The sequence below is a fragment of the Ruegeria sp. HKCCD6426 genome (genome assembly GCF_057221115.1).
Map to the genome: position 1 here is coordinate 149,569 of NZ_JBWVBF010000007.1, position 17,972 is coordinate 167,540.

Consider the following 17,972-nt stretch of genomic DNA (forward strand, 5'->3'; position numbering starts at 1 on the left):
GATGACGATTGAAGTTCGTGTTCCCACGCTTGGCGAGTCGGTGACCGAAGCCACGGTTGCGACATGGTTCAAGAAACCCGGCGACGCTGTGGCCGTAGATGAAATGCTGTGTGAGCTGGAGACAGACAAGGTCACGGTCGAAGTCCCTTCGCCTGCTGCTGGTAAGATGGGTGAGATCGTGGCTGCCGAAGGCGTAACCGTCGGCGTCGATGCCTTGCTGGCAACAATTGCCGCCGGTGAAGGCGCGGCTTCGGCACCAGCCCCCGCGGCGGAGCCGGCGGGCACAGATACCGGCAATCCGGGCGCAGCAAGCGTTGATGTGATGGTCCCGACCTTAGGTGAATCCGTCACCGAAGCCACCGTTTCAACCTGGTTCAAACAGGTTGGTGACAGTGTAGCGCAGGATGAGATGCTGTGTGAGCTGGAGACAGACAAGGTCTCAGTCGAAGTCCCCTCACCCGCCGCAGGTGTCCTGGCCGAAATCGCAGCGCCGGAAGGCGCAACGGTGGATGCTTCTGCGAAACTGGCAGTCATCTCGGGTTCGGCAGCGGGTGCAAGCCCGGCTCCGGCGGCACCGGCCGCTGCGGTGACGCCTGCCGTCGCCACGGGTGCCGGCAAGGATGTCGCCAATGCCCCGTCGGCTGAGAAAGCCATGGCCGAGGCTGGTCTGTCTGCGGATCAGGTCAGCGGCACCGGGCGCGATGGTCGCATCATGAAGGAAGATGTGGCCCGCGCTGTTGCCACGGCTGCGGCCCCAGCACCTGCAGCGGCTGCGCCCGCCCCCGCTGCCCAGGCACCACGCGCACCTGTTGCGGCCGAAGATGCCGGTCGCGAGGAACGCGTGCGCATGACGCGCCTGCGTCAGACCATCGCCAAGCGCCTGAAGGACGCACAAAACACTGCCGCGATCCTGACCACCTATAACGAGGTGGACATGACCGAGGTGATGGCCCTGCGCAATCAGTACAAGGACCAGTTCGAGAAGAAGCACGGTGTGCGTCTGGGCTTTATGTCCTTCTTCACCAAAGCCTGCTGCCATGCGCTGAAAGAAGTCCCCGAGGTTAACGCCGAGATTGACGGCACCGACATTGTTTACAAGAACTTCGTGCACATGGGCGTTGCTGCCGGTACGCCGCAGGGTCTGGTTGTTCCGGTCATCCGCGATGCCGACAGCATGTCTTTTGCAGCCATCGAGAAAGCCATCGCCGAAAAAGGCAAACGCGCCCGCGACGGCAAGCTGAGCATGGCTGAAATGCAGGGCGGCACGTTCACCATCTCCAACGGCGGTGTCTACGGTTCGCTGATGTCCTCACCGATCCTGAACCCTCCGCAATCGGGTATCCTGGGCATGCACAAAATTCAGGACCGTCCGATGGTCATCAATGGTGAGATCAAGATCCGCCCGATGATGTATCTGGCTCTGTCCTATGACCACCGGATCGTTGACGGCAAAGGCGCCGTGACCTTCCTTGTTCGTGTAAAAGAGGCGCTGGAAGACCCGCGCCGCCTGCTGATGGATCTGTAATCATGGCAACACATGTACTCTGGCAGGCCGATGTGGCCGATTTCGACGCCTGGCTGAAAGTGTTCCGCGAAGACAAACCGATGCGCAAGGCCGCGGGTATCCGCGACCTACACGTCTGGCGCGACCCGGATCAGAGCGACCATGCAATCGCTATGTTCGAAGTGACGAACCTGGACAAGGCAAGGGCTTTTTTTGGATCCGAGGAACTGGCTATGCACCACGAACGGGGCGGAATTGCTCATATCACGATCAAGCTGCTGGATCCTGTTTGACGCAAAAATATGTCGTGACCCAGGAAAGATGGATCACGCAGGCGCCGGGCTACCCGGTCGATTTAGGAGAATAAAATGGCAAACTATGACGTCATCGTAATCGGCGCCGGCCCCGGCGGCTATGTCTGCGCCATCCGCTGCGCCCAGCTGGGCCTGAAAACCGCAGTGGTCGAAGGGCGCGAGACGCTGGGCGGCACCTGCCTGAACGTCGGCTGTATCCCGTCCAAAGCGCTGCTGCATGCCAGTCACCAGCTGCATGAGGCCGAGCATAACTTTGCCAAGATGGGCCTGAAGGGCAAAAGCCCCTCGGTCGATTGGAAGCAGATGCAGGCCTATAAGGATGAGGTAATCGACGGCAACACCAAGGGCATCGAGTTTCTGTTCAAAAAGAACAAGATCGACTGGCTGAAAGGCTGGGGGTCAATCCCCACCGCTGGTCAGGTCAAGGTCGGCGACGAGGTGCACGAGGCCAAGAACATCATCATCGCATCCGGGTCCGAGCCGTCGTCTCTGCCCGGGGTCACCGTAGACGAAAAGGTTGTCGTGACCTCGACCGGCGCGCTGTCGCTGGGCAAGGTCCCGAAGAAGATGGTTGTGATTGGTGCAGGCGTAATCGGGCTTGAGTTGGGTTCGGTCTATCAACGCCTGGGGGCCGAGGTGACGGTGATTGAATTCCTCAAGGAAATCACACCGGGCATGGACCCCGAAGTGCAGAAAACTTTCCAGCGTATCCTTAAGAAACAGGGCCTGAAATTCGTCATGGGTGCGGCCGTGCAAAAGACCGATGCCACCAAGACCAAGGCCAAGGTGACCTACAAGCTGCTCAAGGACGACAGTGAACATGTGATCGACGCGGACACTGTTCTGGTGGCCACGGGCCGTAAGCCGTTCTCGGATGGGCTAGGATTGGACGCTCTGGGCGTCGAGATGACCCCGCGCGGACAAATCAAGGTTGGCGCCGACTGGCAAACCAACGTGCCCGGCATCTACGCCATCGGCGACGTCACCGAAGGCCCGATGCTGGCGCACAAGGCCGAGGACGAAGGCATGGCTGCCGCCGAGCAGGTTGCCGGCAAGCATGGGCACGTGAACTACGGCGTCATTCCAGGCGTGATCTACACCTGGCCCGAGGTTGCCAATGTGGGTGAGACCGAAACGACCCTCAAGGAACAGGGTCGTGCCTACAAGGTCGGCAAGTTCATGTTCATGGGCAATGGTCGCGCTAAGGCAAATTTTGCCGCCGATGGTTTCGTCAAGATATTGGCTGACAAAGAAACCGACCGGATCTTAGGCGCACACATCATCGGCCCGGCGGCAGGTGATCTGATCCACGAAGTCTGTGTTGCCATGGAATTTGGCGCGTCGGCAGAGGATCTGGCACTGACCTGTCATGCTCACCCGACTTATTCGGAGGCCGTGCGCGAAGCGGCGCTGGCATGTGGTGACGGCCCGATCCACGCATAGTCAAAGCAAAACCAAGCCGGAGGGTGCAAAGTATCCTCCGGTATTTTTTTTCAGCCAGACTACGGGCGGAGCCTGAACCCTCTTACCACATGGTTTCAGCCGCCCGCGCGCCCCATTCCAAGTCGTAGCGTTCTCCGCCTTCCTTGCCTTGTGTCATTTCGGCCAGAATTTCCCCAACACTTGGCAGGTCAGCACATTCATCGCCACCAGTCCACGTGCCGGCTCGCATCAACGCACGGGCGCATTGGGTGTAGATTTCGCCAATCTGAATGACGATTACCGTCGCCGGGCGTTTGCCCTGTTTTTCGAATTGCGCCCGGAATGTCTCGTCCGCAGTCAATCGAGCGGTTCCGTTCAATCGCACAACGTTGTTGGACCCCGGCACCAGAAACATCAATGACACGCGCGGATCCCGAACGATGTTGCGCAGACTGTCCAGCCGGTTGTTGCCCCGCCAATCCGGCAAGGCCAAGGTTCCCGGATCAAGTTCCAGTACAACCGGACCGTCATCGCCGCGCGGGCTTCCGTCGACCCCTTCCGGGCCCACGGTACTCAGGACACACAGGCGCGATGCCATGATCCATTGGCGGTACAGCGGTGTCAGTCGGCGCGCAACCTTGCGCATTGCCGGAGCGCCGGGGGTGCCATAGAGCACCTCCAGCGCGGCGATGTCTTCAATGTACTTCATCCGGATCAAACCCCACTTCCCGCATCAGATCGTTTGAACGCACTTCGATGACCTCTTCCAGACGCCCCAGAAAATCCTTGCGCTCAACGCCCGGTTCAATTGGGGCCAGAAACTCGACGATTGCCAGGCCGGGCTTGCGCAAAATGCCCGAACGCGGCCAGAAAACACCCGCATTTGTCGCCGCAGGAACACATGGAAAGCCCAGACCCTCGTACAAAACCGCCGTTCCGACCTTGTAGGGTTTTGTTATCCCCGGCGCGACACGTGTGCCCTGAGGATAGATCACCAGCTGGCCGGGTTCAGAAAACTCGCGCGCAACATCTTTGACCATCTTGGCTACGGCGACGCCCTTCTTGCCGCGATCAACGGGAATACAGCCCAGCCTGCGCGCATACATACCGATTACAGGGGTCCACAAAAGCTCTCGTTTCATGATGAACTTTCCGTGGGGAATAGCGTCAAAAATAATGATGATATCCAGAAAGGACTGATGTTTGGCCCCAATCACAACTTCGCCGGTCGGGACAGGTCCACGAACTTCGGTCCGGATGGATACCATCCAGCGCGCCAACCACCGAGTTGTGCGTGCATATGTCTTGCAGGCCAGCAAAGCGCCACGCTTGGAGAACAACGCGTAAGGGGCAAACAGCAGCCCAAGGATCAGCATCCAGGCATAGATCGTGATCATGAAGATCAGGGATCGTATCCATTGCAGGGCCATGGACATCACGAGAGCTCCTTCAATTTGCGACGGGCAGCGGACCAGGTCGCCAGAAACGCGACAGTCGCACCCAATAGCGGGATCAACACCGGCAACAACCATCCAATGCCCTGAAAGCCAAGCCCGGTCAGAAAGCCGCCTTCATCCGAAGCTTCAGGCAGCAGCAGCACTCCCGACATGCCCAGCAACGTCCCAACGGCGGCACCGAAAAAGGCCCGAAAGGTAAAGCGTCGGACAAATGCCCCAGCAATAAACCGATCCCGGGCACCGACCTGACGCAATACCTCGATGATCTGTGCGTTGGCCGCCAGAGAGGCATTGGCCGCAAGCGTAATCATCGCGGCCGTAGCGCCACCAATCAACAAGATTGAGACCCAGCCCAACCGCCGCAGTGATGTCGCAGCATCAACCAATGGGTCGCGCCATCTGGAATGATTGTCCAATACAGCGCCGGGAACTTCGGCACCCAGCCGCAAACGCAATCCGGTCGCATCCAAACCAGGTTCACCGATGACGATTTCGATCAGTTGCGGAACAGGGAGCGTGTCCAGTGGCAGGTCGGGGCCAAACCAGGGGGCCAGCAAAGCCGCCTGCTCTTCAGCTGTCAGTGCGCGGGCCGATGCCACACCGGGCGTTTGACTCAACACGGCCAAAGCCGCCTGGGTCTGGGCGGCTCGCTGCTCGGCCGGCGCGTTGATCCGCAAGGTCGCCGCCCCGGCCAGTTCCGAAGCCCAGCGGTCAGCCAATCGCCCGGACGCCAGTGAAAGCGCCAATGCAAAGACGGCCAGAAATGCCATGGCGCCCGACACGAACAGGGTCAAATGGGCCGTGAAACCGGTCGGCGGAACGACCCGGTCTGCACGGGTGTCGCGGCGCAGCAAACTGCGGATGTCGCCCTTGCTCATAAATCGGCCCCCGCAAGCTGCAACCTGCGCTGCGAAATGCGCAGAACGCGCGCCTGAACCTGGCTTTTGGCGGCTCGGATCAGGCTCAGGTCGTGGGTGGCAATCAGAACCGTTTTGCCCATTCGGTTCAGTTCAATCAAGAGATGCAGCAGACGCTGAGACATCTCCCAATCAACGTTGCCCGTGGGTTCATCCGCCAATACCACGTCTGGCGACAGAATAAGTGCACGTGCAAGTGCCGCGCGCTGGCGTTCACCGCCGGATAGCTCGGGTGGGCTGGCCTCAAGCCGTGAACCCAGCCCGACCCAGCTCAAAAGCTCGGTCAGGTTGTTTTGTTCGGCATCAATCGCGCGCCCAGACACCATCAACGGCAGTGACACGTTTTCAGCAAGCGTCATGTGATCCAGAAACCGGCAATCCTGATGCACCACGCCGACCCGGCGGCGCAACAAGGCCATCTGATCCCGGTCGAGCCGCGCGATATCTTCCTCAAACACGCTCAGCCGTCCTGACGTCGGCAGCAATGCGCCATAGCACAGCTTGAGCAACGTGGTCTTACCGGCACCGGAAGGACCAGTCAGAAAATGGAACGATCCAGGTTGCAGACGCACTGATACATCGCTCAGCAGCTCTCCGCCGCCATAGCTGTAGCTGACATTTTCCAGCTCGATCACACCTGCCCCCTTTGTTCTGAGGCTTGTCTTGCCTCAGTGTGGCCGTGGTTTCAATGCCTCTACCGGTTCCAATTGGTGACACTTACCCACCTGAAACCGAAAACACGCTTTGCTGATAGGGTTTAACGGAATATAATTCCTGAAAAAACTAGTATCAGGCCGACAGGCAGGTCAGGAGGCAGTATGCGACTTACATGTCCGAATTGCAGTGCCCAATATGAGGTTCCGGACGACGTGATCCCCGATGGTGGGCGTGACGTGCAGTGTTCAAACTGTGAAAAGACCTGGTTTCAGACCAAGGACCCGGAAGCAGAAACCGAGGCATCCAAGCCTGAGGCTAGCGAAACCGCTGAGCCAAAACCTGACGTGCCGCAGAAGCCGGTCGACGACTCGTCCAACGCCTCGGCCTCAGCGGAAGATACCCCAACTGCACCGCAAAAACCCAAAACCGAAGAAGCATCCGAACCAGCAGAAAGCCCGGGAAATGTGGACCCCGCTGTAGCCAGTATTCTCCAGGAAGAAGCCGCGCGCGAAGCCGACCTGCGCGCCAAAGAAGGCGTCAGCCTGGAAAGCCAACCGGATCTGGCGCTCGATCCACCCGCAGAACCCAAGGTTGAACCCGCACCACCCGCTGCGACCAAGACAGCCACGGATGCCGGTCAAAAAGACTCGCTTCCGGATGTCGAGGCTATTAGTTCCGGCCTGCGCAGCGATGACGCCCCAAAGACTTCTGAAACAGCGCCCCCTGCAGCACGCAAGTCCGGTGGTTTTCTGCGCGGCTTTGCCCTGATCGTGATCATCGGCGTTGTGCTGATATTGATCTACGGCAACGCAAATCAGATCAGTGAGGCGGTACCGCAGGCTGATCCAATGCTGCAATCTTATGTCTCTATGGTTGATCAGGCGCGTCTCTGGCTCGAGGCGCAAACCAGTGGCGGAACGTCTCAGAACTAAAGTTCTCAGAACCGCTCAAGCAGCCGCTTGAGGTATTCCAGCTCGATCTGAGGCCGGTCCGTGTCACCAGTGCGGCGACGGATTTCGTCCAACAGCTCTCGCGCTCGGCGATAAACGTCTTCGCCCTGCAACAGGTTGTCATCGGTCGAAATCGACCCTGACGCCCCGGGCGTACGCCCCAACGGATCGCGGTTTTGGGCTTGCATGTCACCTTCCTGAGTGCCCTGCCCCGGCTGGTTCTGCTGGTTCTGCGCCAGTGCCTCGCCCAGCGACCGCATTCCTTCGCGCAGTGCTTCCATAGCTTCTGACTGACGATCGATAGCCTCGGCCAGATCGTCGCCCCGCAAGGCATCTTCGGCCTCATCCATAGCCCGTCCGGCCCGGCCCAACGCCTCGCGTGCGGCTTCTCCCTCGGGGGTGCCGCCACCGGGCAAACCCTGTTGCTGACGCTGCAATTCTTCGCGCAGCGCTTGCTGGCGGTCGGCCAGAGAGCCCTGACCTTGCTGACCCTCGCCTGCCTGATCCGAGCCCTGACCCTGGCCACCCTGACCTTCGTGGCTTTGGCCGCGCCCCTGACCACCTGAGCGACCTTCGTTGCCCTGGTTTTCACCGGCTTGCGCGCCCGGATTGAACTGTTCCTGCAGATCACGGAAAGCCTGATCGCTGAGGCCCTGTTGTTCCCGCAGGGTTTCGGCCAATCCTTCCATAGCCTGCTGGCCTTCCGACTGTCCGCCCTCTCCCTGACCTTGTGTGACACGCATGTTTTCCATCATCTGCTGGAATTCCTCCAGCGCCTGCTGGGCCTCGGCCATGCGGCCCTGTTCCATCAATTCCTGAATGCGATCCATCATGCGTTGCAGGTCATCCTGCGTCATCTGCAAGGTTTCACCATTCTGACCTTGTTGGCGTTCGTCGGACTCGTTTTCCTGGGCAAGGCGCTGGAGCTGCCGCATGTAGTCTTGCGTGGCTTCACGCAACTCCTGCATCAACTCCGCGATCTCTTCGTCGGTTGCACCGTTCTTCATCGCCTCCGTCAGGCGTTCCTGCGCCCGGCGCATTCGTTCCAGCGCATCGGCCAGAGTCCCTTCTTCGATCAGGATAGCCAAATCCCAAAGAGCTTGGGCGATTTCTGCCTGTTGCTCGGGTTTCAGACCATATTCATCAAACGCCTCTAGCCTGCGCAACAAGACCCGCAACCGCAGGTAGGCTGTTTCCGACCGGAACAAATCCTCGGGCAGGTGTGATACAGCGCGCAAGACCTGAGACACACGCAGCGAGTTTTCCCGCGACCACAACAAGTCACGTCGTTGTTCGATCATGGCCGCGGCCAGCGGATCAAAGAACCGGCGTGCTGGCAAAGCGGTCGTGTAAGGTTTCGACTGCGACTGCTGTTCAGCCGCGTCCTGCGCCATAAGCGTGATTCTAACCGGCAAGTGCGCCCATGGGTGCTGAGAGAAATCTTCGATCAGGTCCTCGGTGAAATCCGAGCGCTCGCCCGTGATGGGCATTGGCAGCTCAACAGCAATTGATTCCCGAGGCTCCGGTTCGGTCGATAATCCATAGCGTCGATCAACAGCGGCCAAATCAAGCTCAATTCGTGCACTACCGGACATAACGCCGTAATCGTCACTGGCCGAAAAGGGCAGCTTCATCTGACCGCCCGCCTCGGTCTCGGCTACGCCAGCCGTTGATATCCGGGGCGGTGTGTCAGAGACAATGGCAACTGCCCAGTCCCGCCCGGTCGGCCCGTCAATCGTCAATTGGCCCGAGCGGTTGGCGACGAAATCCTGTTCCGGATCGGTTGCCGCCTCGGCACCGATGGCCGAAGTGGTTTCGGTCAGACTGTGGGCGCCGACCTCACCGTAGAACCGCAACGTGATCCGGCTTCCATGCGGAACTGTCAGCGTCGAGCCGTCTTGATCCGCCAAGTAAAGCGTCGGAAGTCCTGTGTAGCGGGGCGGTTCAACCCAGCCTTCCCAAGTCGGACCTTGACCGGCAACTGTGGTTCCGGGGGCCATGTCAGCGACCGAACCTATACGCCAGAACGATCCAAACAGCGTTGCCACGACCAAAGCCAACAGAGCCGCATAGCGCAATGCATACGGGTCTCGTGATGCCAGTCTCAGATCAGGTATGACAGGCTCCGCCTGCGCCGCCTTTTGGGACATGCGTGCCTGGTGGGCGTGCCACAGGGCAACCGAATCAGCGTCCATCGCGCCTATGGCCTGTTCATCCATCAACGCCTGAATAGGGCGGCCCGGCAGCGTTTCATCCAGCCTCACCAGTGCCTCGGCCCGTGTCGGCAGGTGCATCCGGCGTGCACCAAATATCGCGGCAGCAAGCAGCCCGAGCAAAGACAGTGCGCCAGCAATCCAGACGGTCTCGACACTGACAATGTCCTGAAGTCCCAGCATCAGCGCGGCCATTACTGCCATCGCGATCGAAAACAGAGGCCAGAAGGCGCGCAAAACCTGCTCGGCCAACATCCCTGCATGTGTCAGCCACAGAGACAGTCTTGGAATTGGCAGGTTCGAATTGTCTCGCAACGCGGGCCTCCTCATCGGGCCCGCGCGGTTATCGCGTCAAAGCCACGAGGGTATGGTATCGCGGTTTATGATTTCGTCAAAGCTCGGGCGTTCACGAATAACTGCGAATTGATCCCCATTGACCAGAACTTCGGGGATCAGCGGACGGGTATTGTATTCACTGGCCATTACAGCGCCATAGGCTCCGGCACTGCGGAAAGCGATCAGGTCACCCGATTGCAACGGTGGCATATTCCGCTGTTTGGCAAACGTATCACCGGTTTCGCACACGGGCCCCACGATGTCATAGGGCTGCTGTTCGAAGCCCGGCGCGGGCTCCTGCACCGCGACAATATCGTGATGCGCCTCATACATCGCCGGACGGATCAGGTCGTTCATGGCGCCGTCAAGGATCAGGAAATCGCGGCCCTCACCGGATTTAACATAGATCACCTTACTGACCATCAGCCCCGCGTTTCCGGCGATCAGGCGGCCAGGCTCGATCTCGATTTCACAGCCCAGATGACCCAGCGTTTTCTTTATCAGCGCGCCGTACTCCACCGGCAGCGGCGGCGCATCATTCGAGCGCGTATAGGGGATACCCAGACCACCACCCAGATCGAGACGGCGGATTTTATGCCCTTCCGAGCGAAGGCACTCGGTCAGCTCGGCAACCTTGGTATACGCCATCTCGAATGGCTCCAAATCGGTCAATTGCGAGCCGATATGGACGTCGATCCCGATGACCTCCAAGCCGGGCAGGCTGGCTGCACGGGCATACACTTCGGATGCGCGGGCGATGGGAATGCCGAATTTGTTTTCGGACTTGCCGGTCGCAATCTTGGCATGGGTCTTGGCGTCTACGTCCGGGTTCACCCGCACGGTGATCGGCGCGATCACGCCCAATTCCTGGGCGACGGCGTTGATCACCTCCATTTCGGGCTCGGATTCGACGTTGAACTGACGGATACCGCCGGTCAGTACGGTGCGGATTTCATCAGCAGTCTTGCCAACACCCGAGAACACGATCTTGTCGCCCGGCACGCCTGCGGCCTTAGCCCGCAGATATTCGCCGCCCGAGACCACATCCATCCCCGCGCCTGCCTGCGCCAGCGTCTTCAGGATCGCCTGGTTGCTGGCCGCTTTCATCGCGTAACAGACGAGGTGATCGGTACCGTCCAGCGCGTCATCGAACAACTTGAAATGTCGCAGCAAAGTGGCGGTCGAATAGACATAGAACGGCGTTCCGACCGCAGCAGCGATTTCGGAGATCGGGACATCCTCGGCGAAAAGCGCGCCGTCGCGGTAGAGAAAGTGATCCATGACTGCGCGCTTAGACCAAAAGAGGCATATGGATCAAATGATTCCGCCCATCACGCCCTTTAATACAGTCGTCAAAAGGTAGTGGACGCGCCCACCCGCGCATAACCGGACACAGAAATCCCCGAGCTTTTGGGCTCTGGCGCCGGTTCCGGGCGCGGATTTTGCGAGGTATCGCAAGCCGCCAGAAAGGCGAGCGAAAGAATCAGGCCGAAAATTCTCATTTGTGGTTCTTTTCTATGAATGCTCTGAACTTGGACTGAGAATGGGGTGTCGAACGCGCGCGTTCAACTGTGTATCGGTCAAAACCCCACAAAAAGGCCGACGGGGCCACGATTAACACCGACCCCACCCGCGACATACGACCCGCTGCTGCCAACGCCTACTGCAGCGTTAAAGGTCGGCTGAACCGGTTCGCCGTCAGCGCCGCAACCGGCAAGCGCCACGCTTGCAGACACGAAAAAGATCGCTCGGATAAGCGCTGTCATGTCGTCGCCTTCCATCGCTCAACCTGGGCGCGGACCTGATCCGGTGCCGTGCCCCCATAGGACTGGCGCGAGTTTACCGAATTTTCGACGGTAAGGACAGAATAGACGTCTTCAGTGATATCTGCGTGGACCGACTGCATATCCTCCAACGCCAGATCAGGTAGATCGCAACCCTTACCCTCGGCCATAGCCACCAGAGACCCGGTGACGTGATGGGCATCACGGAACGGCAGGCCCAGAACGCGCACCAGCCAATCGGCCAGATCGGTGGCGGTCGAGAATCCCGATCCGGCGGCGGCGGCGAGGCTTTCACGGTTAGCGCTCATATCCTTGACCATGCCCTCCATCGCTGCCAACGCCAGCATCCAGTTGTCGGCGGCGTCGAAGACCTGTTCTTTGTCTTCCTGCATATCCTTGGAATAGGCCAGCGGCAGACCCTTCATCACCATCATCAGAGCGGTATTGGCGCCATAGATGCGCCCTATCTTGGCGCGGATCAGTTCAGCCGCATCAGGGTTCTTTTTCTGCGGCATGATCGACGATCCGGTCGAGAACCGGTCGGACAGGGCAACAAAGCGAAACTGGGCCGAAGACCAGATCACCAATTCTTCGGCAAAGCGCGACAGGTGGACTGCGCAGATCGAAGCGGTCGACAGAAATTCCAGCGCGAAATCGCGGTCACTGACGGCATCCAGAGAGTTGGCCGCAGGGCGGTCAAAGCCCAGCGCCTCGGCCGTCATGTGCCGGTCGATGGGGAAGGACGTCCCGGCCAGTGCGGCAGCTCCCAAGGGCGATTCGTTCATACGCGCCCGCGCATCGCGAACGCGGCTCAGGTCGCGGCCAAACATCTCGACATACGCCATCATGTGGTGGCCCCATGTGACCGGCTGCGCGGTTTGCAGGTGGGTGAAGCCCGGCATAACCCAATCTGCGCCAACCTCAGCCTGCGCCAAAAGCGCGCGGATCAGGGCCAGCAGACCGGATTCAGCCGCGTCCAACTGATCGCGGACCCAGAGTTTGAAATCGGTCGCGACCTGATCATTTCGGCTGCGCCCTGTGTGCAAACGGCCTGCGGGCTCACCGATCACTTCTTTCAGGCGCGCTTCGACATTCATGTGAATGTCTTCCAGCGCGGTCGAGAACTGAAACTCACCGTTCTGGATTTCTGACAATACGGTGAGTAGCCCTTCCCGAATGGCCTGCGCATCACTATCAGTTATAACGCCTGTGGCGGCCAACATGGCGGCATGGGCACGCGAGCCTGCAATGTCCTGGGCTGCCATCCGCTGATCGAACCCGATCGAGGCATTGATCGCCTCCATGATCGCGTCTGGACCGGCGGCAAAGCGGCCGCCCCACATCTGGTTCGAGGATTGATCGGTCATGTTGGAAAACCCGGAGTTGATATGCGCCTATTTCGTCTGATCCCCCTTTATATGGCCCTTGCGCTGGGTGCAAACGCGGCTTTGGCCACGGATGCCGAGACTCTTGGCCCACTGCGCGAAGACAGCCTGAAACGGCTGATCTTGCACAAAGAGCCAAAACCCGTTGAAGTAGTTGAGTTTCAGCTTGAAGACGACGGCGGCACCGGGTCGCTGGCCGATTACAAGGGCAAGTATGTGCTGTTGAATTTCTGGGCCACCTGGTGCGCGCCCTGCCGCAAGGAAATGCCGCAGATCGCCGAGCTTCAGGAGGAGTTTGGCGGTGACAAATTCGAGGTTCTGACCTTGGCCACCGGACGAAACTCGCCCGCAGGAATCAAGAAGTTCTTTGAAGAAAACGGCATCGACAACCTGCCGCGCCATCAGGACCCAAGTCAGGCCGTCGCGCGCGCAATGGGAGTGATCGGGCTACCCATCACCGTGATTATCGATCCGGATGGCAATGAAATCGCGCGCCTGATCGGCGATGCAGAATGGAATTCAGACAGTGCCAAGGCGATCATTTCCACTTTGGTTGAAGCGAATAGCTGACGCCTCTCGCACTGTCCGCGCCATTTTGTGCTAAACTGAAACCGGCCCTTATGGGCCGGTTTTCGTTTGCGGCCTGAAATGAAGGGAGACAGCGATGAAACCGGTAGTTTTGCTGATTGGTCGGCTGCCGAGCGTAATTGGCGACGTGGCGCGGCGGTTGGATCATTTGCCAATCCAATGGCTCGGCGCACATGATCAGGATGAAGTCCGGCGGCAGCTGGACGCTGAACCTAAAATTGCTTGTGCGATTATGGGCGCTGGTCTGGACGACAAGATACGCGGAGAAATGGTGGGCATCATCGCTGCACGCAGGCCAGATATATGCATCCATCTCAAGGATCGCTCGTCTGGTCCTGACGGGTTGGTGCCATTTGTCGAGCGAGTCGTGCAGCATGAAGTTCTGGAAGGAATGGAAAACAGCTGACGCCACGCCACCTTTGACAGGCTTTCATCTCCTTTGCAATTTGTCCGAAGGAGGATGGAATGCCACTCGAAATCTTATTGGTGCTGGTGGTCGGCGGCATTGCCTGCATCACGCTGCTGTTGCACCTGACAGGCAAATCGCGACAGTTCGAGCTATCGCCGGAAATCGCTCGCGCCCAGTGGATCCGACATTTTCCCGATGACGATGTGATTGACGTTACGGTGGCCCATGATGGCCATACGGCGTTGGTGCGCACACAAACAGGTAACGGCCTTCTGTGGTCCTTTGGCGCAGATACTGTCGGTCGGCACCTGCTGGATTATGATCTGCTGAGTCATCCTGAAGGTTTTGAAATCCAGTTTCACGAGTTCTCTGCGCCCAAGACATTAGTCCGACTGGACGAGTTTGAACGCAGCCATTGGCGCGACCTAATGGAGCCCGCATGACCGACCAAGTGACATTCCCTGACGCCGTTCAGTGGGCGGTACCGTTCTTCCTTGCCGCCATTCTGGCGGAATTCCTGTGGATCGCTGTGAAAGGTCGAGGCGGGCGTTATGAAACACGCGATGCGGTGACTTCGCTGATCATGGGGGCCGGTAACATCGCCTCGGGCTTTTTGCTGGGATTCATCGCCTGGGCGTTCTTCATGTGGCTCTGGCAGCTCACCCCACTGAATCTGGGCACTTCTATCCCGGTCATCATCCTGTGTTTCGTGCTGGATGACTTACGTTACTACTGGGTGCACCGGCTGGGCCACCAGGTCCGCTGGGTCTGGGCCAGCCATGTGAACCACCACAGCTCGCAGCATTACAACCTGACCACTGCGCTGCGGCAAACCTGGACCTATACGTTCACCTTCATGATGGTGGTTCGCGCGCCGCTGATCCTGCTTGGCTTTCACCCGGCTATGGTCTTGTTTTGTGGTGGCCTGAACCTGATCTACCAATTCTGGATTCACACCGAGGCCATCGGCAAGATGCCCCGCTGGTTCGAAGCCATTATGAATACGCCAAGCCATCATCGCGTGCATCACGGTCGCAATGCGCGCTACCTTGATTGCAACTACGCGGGCGTATTCATTATTTGGGACAAGATGTTCGGGACCTACGTCCCCGAGCAGGAAGATGACCGTGTGGATTATGGGCTCGTTCACAATATCGGAACTTTTAATCCGCTGCGTGTGGCATTCCATGAATGGGTCGGTATCTGGCGCGACGCAACACAGCCGGGGCTGACCCTGGGCCAGCGATTGGCCTATTGCTTTGCTCCACCGGGCTACAGCCACGACGGCAGCCGCGACAACTCAGAGCAGATCAAGGCCAAACACCTCGCGCGCCATCCCGAAGTTCGCGGAACGCCCGGATTCGAGCAATTCGATGAAATTCCGCAAAATGCGGGAGCAGAAAGGATCTGACAAAGGGCGGTAAGTCGCCTATCAGCTTGAATTAAAAACTCGACGCTCCATATCGGTACAGTGTTTCGTTAACCGATTGCTGAGGGTCACATGACAAGATTCATGACGATTTCCACCGTCACAGGGCTTTTGGGCCTTGTTCTGGCCATGATGGCAGCGCTCAACGAAGCCTCGCCCTCGATTTTGGGCTTTGGTTTTTTGATGGTGGCACTTGGTTTGTTCGGAGCACTGCTGGGCGCCGTTTCTTCGTTGGGCCGAGTTTGGCAATCCGCCCGCTGACCTGATGTCGGACAATTTCAACCTACCCTGACACCCATATTTCTGCCGCCTTAACCCTAGATTCACTTGTTTCCCGTGAAATCGTCGCCGGATCTATTTCCAGAACGCTCAGGGGAACGGTGCGCTTATGCGGAAAGACAAATTGGCAGACCTGCCCGAAGGCACGGACAGCCCATTGAATGCAGCGGTAACGGCGCGCGATGCCTCGACTGTCCAGATGGCGACCGAGGCGGTGAAGCACAAGCAATGCAAGCTGGCATTTCAGCCGGTCATGCAGGTTCATCCCCCCCACGACGTCGCTTTTTATGAGGGGTTCATCCGGGTTCTGGACGACACCGGCCGTGTCATTCCCGCACGAGAATTCATGCCGCAGGTCGATACCACGCCGATTGGCCGGGAACTGGACTGCATCGCGTTGGAAATGGGTTTGCGGACACTGATCCGGAACCCGGACATTCGACTATCGATCAACATGTCCGCACGCTCCATCGGTTTTTCCCGCTGGTCTCGTGTGCTGGAACGGTTTCTGAAAAGAGATCCGACGCTTGGTGAAAGACTGATCCTCGAAATCTCGGAGAGTTCAGCCATGCTGGTGCCTGAGTTGGTTATCGATTTCATGGACCGGTTACAGGCGCGCGGCATTGCCTTCGCACTGGATGATTTCGGGGCAAGCGATTTCAGCTTTCGCTATTTCCGAGAGTTCCTGTTTGATGCCGCCAAGATCGACGGCCAGTTCATTCGCGGCATCAGCGACAACCCCGACAATCAGGCGCTGGTCCGCGCACTGATATCAGTCGCGCGGGAATTTGAGATTCTTGTAACCGCCGAATCGGTCGAAACCCGACTGGATGCCGACTTTCTGGTCGCCAATGGTGTCGACTGCTTACAGGGTTTTCTATTTGGCGCCCCGTCAGTCACGCCACCATGGAAGTCCGGTAACTTATCTAAAACAGGCACTTAACGACTATAAAAGGTTGCAAGACTTCGCCTGTCTATGTGCTGGGACAAGCTGTCCGTTGCTGCATGTGCAGCATTAAGGTAATTCAGTACATGCTGGAGCGGGGGAAACACGAGGCGCTTCTGGACGGGGCGAGTATTTCTCGGCCGTCTGCGCCATTGGATTTCCCTCATGACCTTGACGGTAAAGGATTGACTTTATGACCAACGTAGTAATCGCATCCGCCGCACGTACGGGCGTCGGTAGCTTTAGCGGTTCGTTCGCGAACACCCCTGCACATGATCTGGGCGCTGCCGTCCTGGAAGCAGTTGTTGAACGCGCCGGGATCGACAAAGGCGAGGTAAGCGAAACCATTTTGGGTCAGGTCCTGACCGCTGCTCAGGGTCAGAACCCTGCCCGTCAGGCGCATATCAATGCGGGCCTGCCGCAGGAAAGCGCGGCCTGGGGTATCAACCAGGTGTGCGGTTCGGGCTTGCGTGCTGTCGCGTTGGGTGCACAGCATATCCAGCTGGGTGACGCCGACATCGTGGCCGCTGGTGGTCAGGAGAACATGACACTTTCTCCCCACGCCGCCGCTCTGCGCGCCGGTCACAAAATGGGCGACATGAAATACATCGACACGATGATCCGCGACGGTCTGTGGGATGCTTTCAACGGCTACCACATGGGCCAGACTGCCGAAAACGTAGCCGAGAAGTGGCAGATCAGCCGCGACATGCAGGACGAATTTGCCGTTACCTCGCAAAACAAGGCTGAAGCTGCGCAAAAGGCCGGCAAGTTTGCGGACGAAATCGTTCCCTTCACCATCAAGACCCGCAAGGGCGACATCGTGATGGATAAGGACGAATACATCCGTCACGGCGCGACCATGGAAGCCATGGCAAAACTGCGCCCTGCCTTCGCCAAGGATGGATCCGTGACCGCGGCCAACGCATCCGGTCTGAACGACGGCGCCGCCGCGACCCTGCTGATGTCGGCCGAGAACGCTGAAAAGCGCGGTATCGAGCCATTGGCGCGCATCGCGTCTTACGCAACCGCAGGTCTGGACCCGTCGATCATGGGTGTTGGTCCGATCTACGCCTCGCGCAAGGCGCTGGAGAAAGCCGGCTGGTCGGTTGACGATCTGGACCTCGTTGAAGCCAACGAGGCCTTTGCTGCGCAAGCCTGCGCCGTGAACAAGGACATGGGCTGGAACCCGGAAATCGTGAACGTGAACGGCGGCGCCATCGCCATCGGTCACCCGATCGGCGCTTCGGGTTGCCGGGTTCTGAACACGCTGCTGTTCGAAATGAAGCGCCGCGACGCCAAGAAAGGTCTGGCGACCTTGTGCATCGGTGGCGGCATGGGTGTCGCACTCTGCGTGGAGCGCGATTAAGTGCTTTGACAAC

19 protein-coding genes are annotated in these 17,972 nt (G+C 58.8%); 11 read left to right on the plus strand and 8 right to left on the minus strand.

From position 1 onward, the window contains the following. Window position 1 precedes the first annotated feature (1 nt). The 3 genes from odhB (at window position 2) to lpdA (ending at window position 3,261) form a co-directional block, all read left to right on the plus strand. Window positions 2-1,525, plus strand: a complete 1,524-nt coding sequence (odhB, locus tag AC2TDA_RS18780) for a 2-oxoglutarate dehydrogenase complex dihydrolipoyllysine-residue succinyltransferase (protein ID WP_480848857.1) — start codon at window positions 2-4, stop codon at window positions 1,523-1,525. A gap of 2 nt (window positions 1,526-1,527) precedes the next feature. Beyond that, window positions 1,528-1,797, plus strand: a complete 270-nt coding sequence (locus AC2TDA_RS18785; protein WP_480848856.1) for a hypothetical protein — start codon at window positions 1,528-1,530, stop codon at window positions 1,795-1,797. A 75-nt stretch (window positions 1,798-1,872) separates the two neighbouring features. Further along, on the plus strand, window positions 1,873-3,261 hold the full coding sequence (lpdA, locus tag AC2TDA_RS18790) for a dihydrolipoyl dehydrogenase (protein ID WP_480880259.1): 1,389 nt from the start codon (window positions 1,873-1,875) through the stop codon (window positions 3,259-3,261). Window positions 3,262-3,343: 82 nt separating this feature from the next. Here the strand turns inward: lpdA and AC2TDA_RS18795 are convergent, their stop codons facing one another. The 4 genes from AC2TDA_RS18795 to AC2TDA_RS18810 are packed head-to-tail and all read right to left on the minus strand — an operon-like array spanning window position 3,344 to window position 6,249. Next, window positions 3,344-3,949 (minus strand): pyridoxamine 5'-phosphate oxidase family protein, encoded by a 606-nt coding sequence (locus AC2TDA_RS18795; RefSeq protein WP_480880261.1) that lies wholly within the window; start codon window positions 3,947-3,949, stop codon window positions 3,344-3,346. Next, window positions 3,936-4,676, minus strand: a complete 741-nt coding sequence (locus AC2TDA_RS18800) for a lysophospholipid acyltransferase family protein (protein ID WP_480848851.1) — start codon at window positions 4,674-4,676, stop codon at window positions 3,936-3,938. Before AC2TDA_RS18800 ends, AC2TDA_RS18795 begins: the two co-directional genes overlap by 14 nt. Continuing rightward, a complete protein-coding gene (locus AC2TDA_RS18805; RefSeq protein WP_480880263.1) occupies window positions 4,676-5,575 on the minus strand; it encodes a cell division protein FtsX in 900 nt (299 codons plus the stop codon). Before AC2TDA_RS18805 ends, AC2TDA_RS18800 begins: the two co-directional genes overlap by 1 nt. After that, window positions 5,572-6,249, minus strand: coding sequence for a cell division ATP-binding protein FtsE (locus AC2TDA_RS18810; protein ID WP_480880264.1), 678 nt, complete (start codon window positions 6,247-6,249; stop codon window positions 5,572-5,574). The genes AC2TDA_RS18805 and AC2TDA_RS18810 overlap by 4 nt, the downstream gene beginning before the upstream one ends. A 183-nt stretch (window positions 6,250-6,432) precedes the next feature. Between AC2TDA_RS18810 and AC2TDA_RS18815 the strand changes: the two genes are divergently transcribed. Then, the gene (locus AC2TDA_RS18815; RefSeq protein ID WP_480880265.1) at window positions 6,433-7,203 is read left to right on the plus strand and encodes a zinc-ribbon domain-containing protein; all 771 of its coding nucleotides are present in this window, start codon (window positions 6,433-6,435) and stop codon (window positions 7,201-7,203) included. A 5-nt stretch (window positions 7,204-7,208) separates the two neighbouring features. Here the strand turns inward: AC2TDA_RS18815 and AC2TDA_RS18820 are convergent, their stop codons facing one another. From AC2TDA_RS18820 to argH, 4 genes are all read right to left on the minus strand, one after another. Further along, complete coding sequence (locus AC2TDA_RS18820) at window positions 7,209-9,764, minus strand: TIGR02302 family protein (RefSeq protein WP_480880267.1); 2,556 nt, start codon at window positions 9,762-9,764, stop codon at window positions 7,209-7,211. A 21-nt stretch (window positions 9,765-9,785) separates the two neighbouring features. Next, a complete protein-coding gene (lysA, locus tag AC2TDA_RS18825) occupies window positions 9,786-11,051 on the minus strand; it encodes a diaminopimelate decarboxylase (RefSeq protein ID WP_480880269.1) in 1,266 nt (421 codons plus the stop codon). A 299-nt stretch (window positions 11,052-11,350) separates the two neighbouring features. Then, entirely contained in the window at window positions 11,351-11,536 is a 186-nt protein-coding gene (locus AC2TDA_RS18830; RefSeq protein ID WP_480880270.1) for an argininosuccinate lyase, read from the minus strand. Beyond that, on the minus strand, window positions 11,533-12,921 hold the full coding sequence (argH, locus tag AC2TDA_RS18835; protein WP_480880272.1) for an argininosuccinate lyase: 1,389 nt from the start codon (window positions 12,919-12,921) through the stop codon (window positions 11,533-11,535). The genes AC2TDA_RS18830 and argH overlap by 4 nt, the downstream gene beginning before the upstream one ends. Window positions 12,922-12,942: 21 nt before the next feature. On the opposite strand from argH, the gene AC2TDA_RS18840 reads away from it, so the two are divergent. From AC2TDA_RS18840 to AC2TDA_RS18870, 7 genes are all read left to right on the plus strand, one after another. Then, complete coding sequence (locus tag AC2TDA_RS18840) at window positions 12,943-13,509, plus strand: TlpA disulfide reductase family protein (RefSeq protein ID WP_480880274.1); 567 nt, start codon at window positions 12,943-12,945, stop codon at window positions 13,507-13,509. Window positions 13,510-13,603: 94 nt separating this feature from the next. After that, window positions 13,604-13,933, plus strand: coding sequence for a hypothetical protein (locus tag AC2TDA_RS18845; protein WP_480880277.1), 330 nt, complete (start codon window positions 13,604-13,606; stop codon window positions 13,931-13,933). A 59-nt stretch (window positions 13,934-13,992) separates the two neighbouring features. Then, the gene (locus tag AC2TDA_RS18850) at window positions 13,993-14,379 is read left to right on the plus strand and encodes a hypothetical protein (protein ID WP_480880279.1); all 387 of its coding nucleotides are present in this window, start codon (window positions 13,993-13,995) and stop codon (window positions 14,377-14,379) included. After that, window positions 14,376-15,347, plus strand: a complete 972-nt coding sequence (locus AC2TDA_RS18855) for a sterol desaturase family protein (protein ID WP_480880281.1) — start codon at window positions 14,376-14,378, stop codon at window positions 15,345-15,347. Before AC2TDA_RS18850 ends, AC2TDA_RS18855 begins: the two co-directional genes overlap by 4 nt. A gap of 90 nt (window positions 15,348-15,437) precedes the next feature. Continuing rightward, on the plus strand, window positions 15,438-15,626 hold the full coding sequence (locus AC2TDA_RS18860; protein ID WP_480880282.1) for a hypothetical protein: 189 nt from the start codon (window positions 15,438-15,440) through the stop codon (window positions 15,624-15,626). Window positions 15,627-15,753: 127 nt separating this feature from the next. Continuing rightward, the gene (locus tag AC2TDA_RS18865) at window positions 15,754-16,587 is read left to right on the plus strand and encodes an EAL domain-containing protein (RefSeq protein ID WP_480880284.1); all 834 of its coding nucleotides are present in this window, start codon (window positions 15,754-15,756) and stop codon (window positions 16,585-16,587) included. A gap of 196 nt (window positions 16,588-16,783) precedes the next feature. Continuing rightward, window positions 16,784-17,959, plus strand: a complete 1,176-nt coding sequence (locus AC2TDA_RS18870; RefSeq protein WP_480880286.1) for an acetyl-CoA C-acetyltransferase — start codon at window positions 16,784-16,786, stop codon at window positions 17,957-17,959. Window positions 17,960-17,972 lie beyond the last annotated feature (13 nt).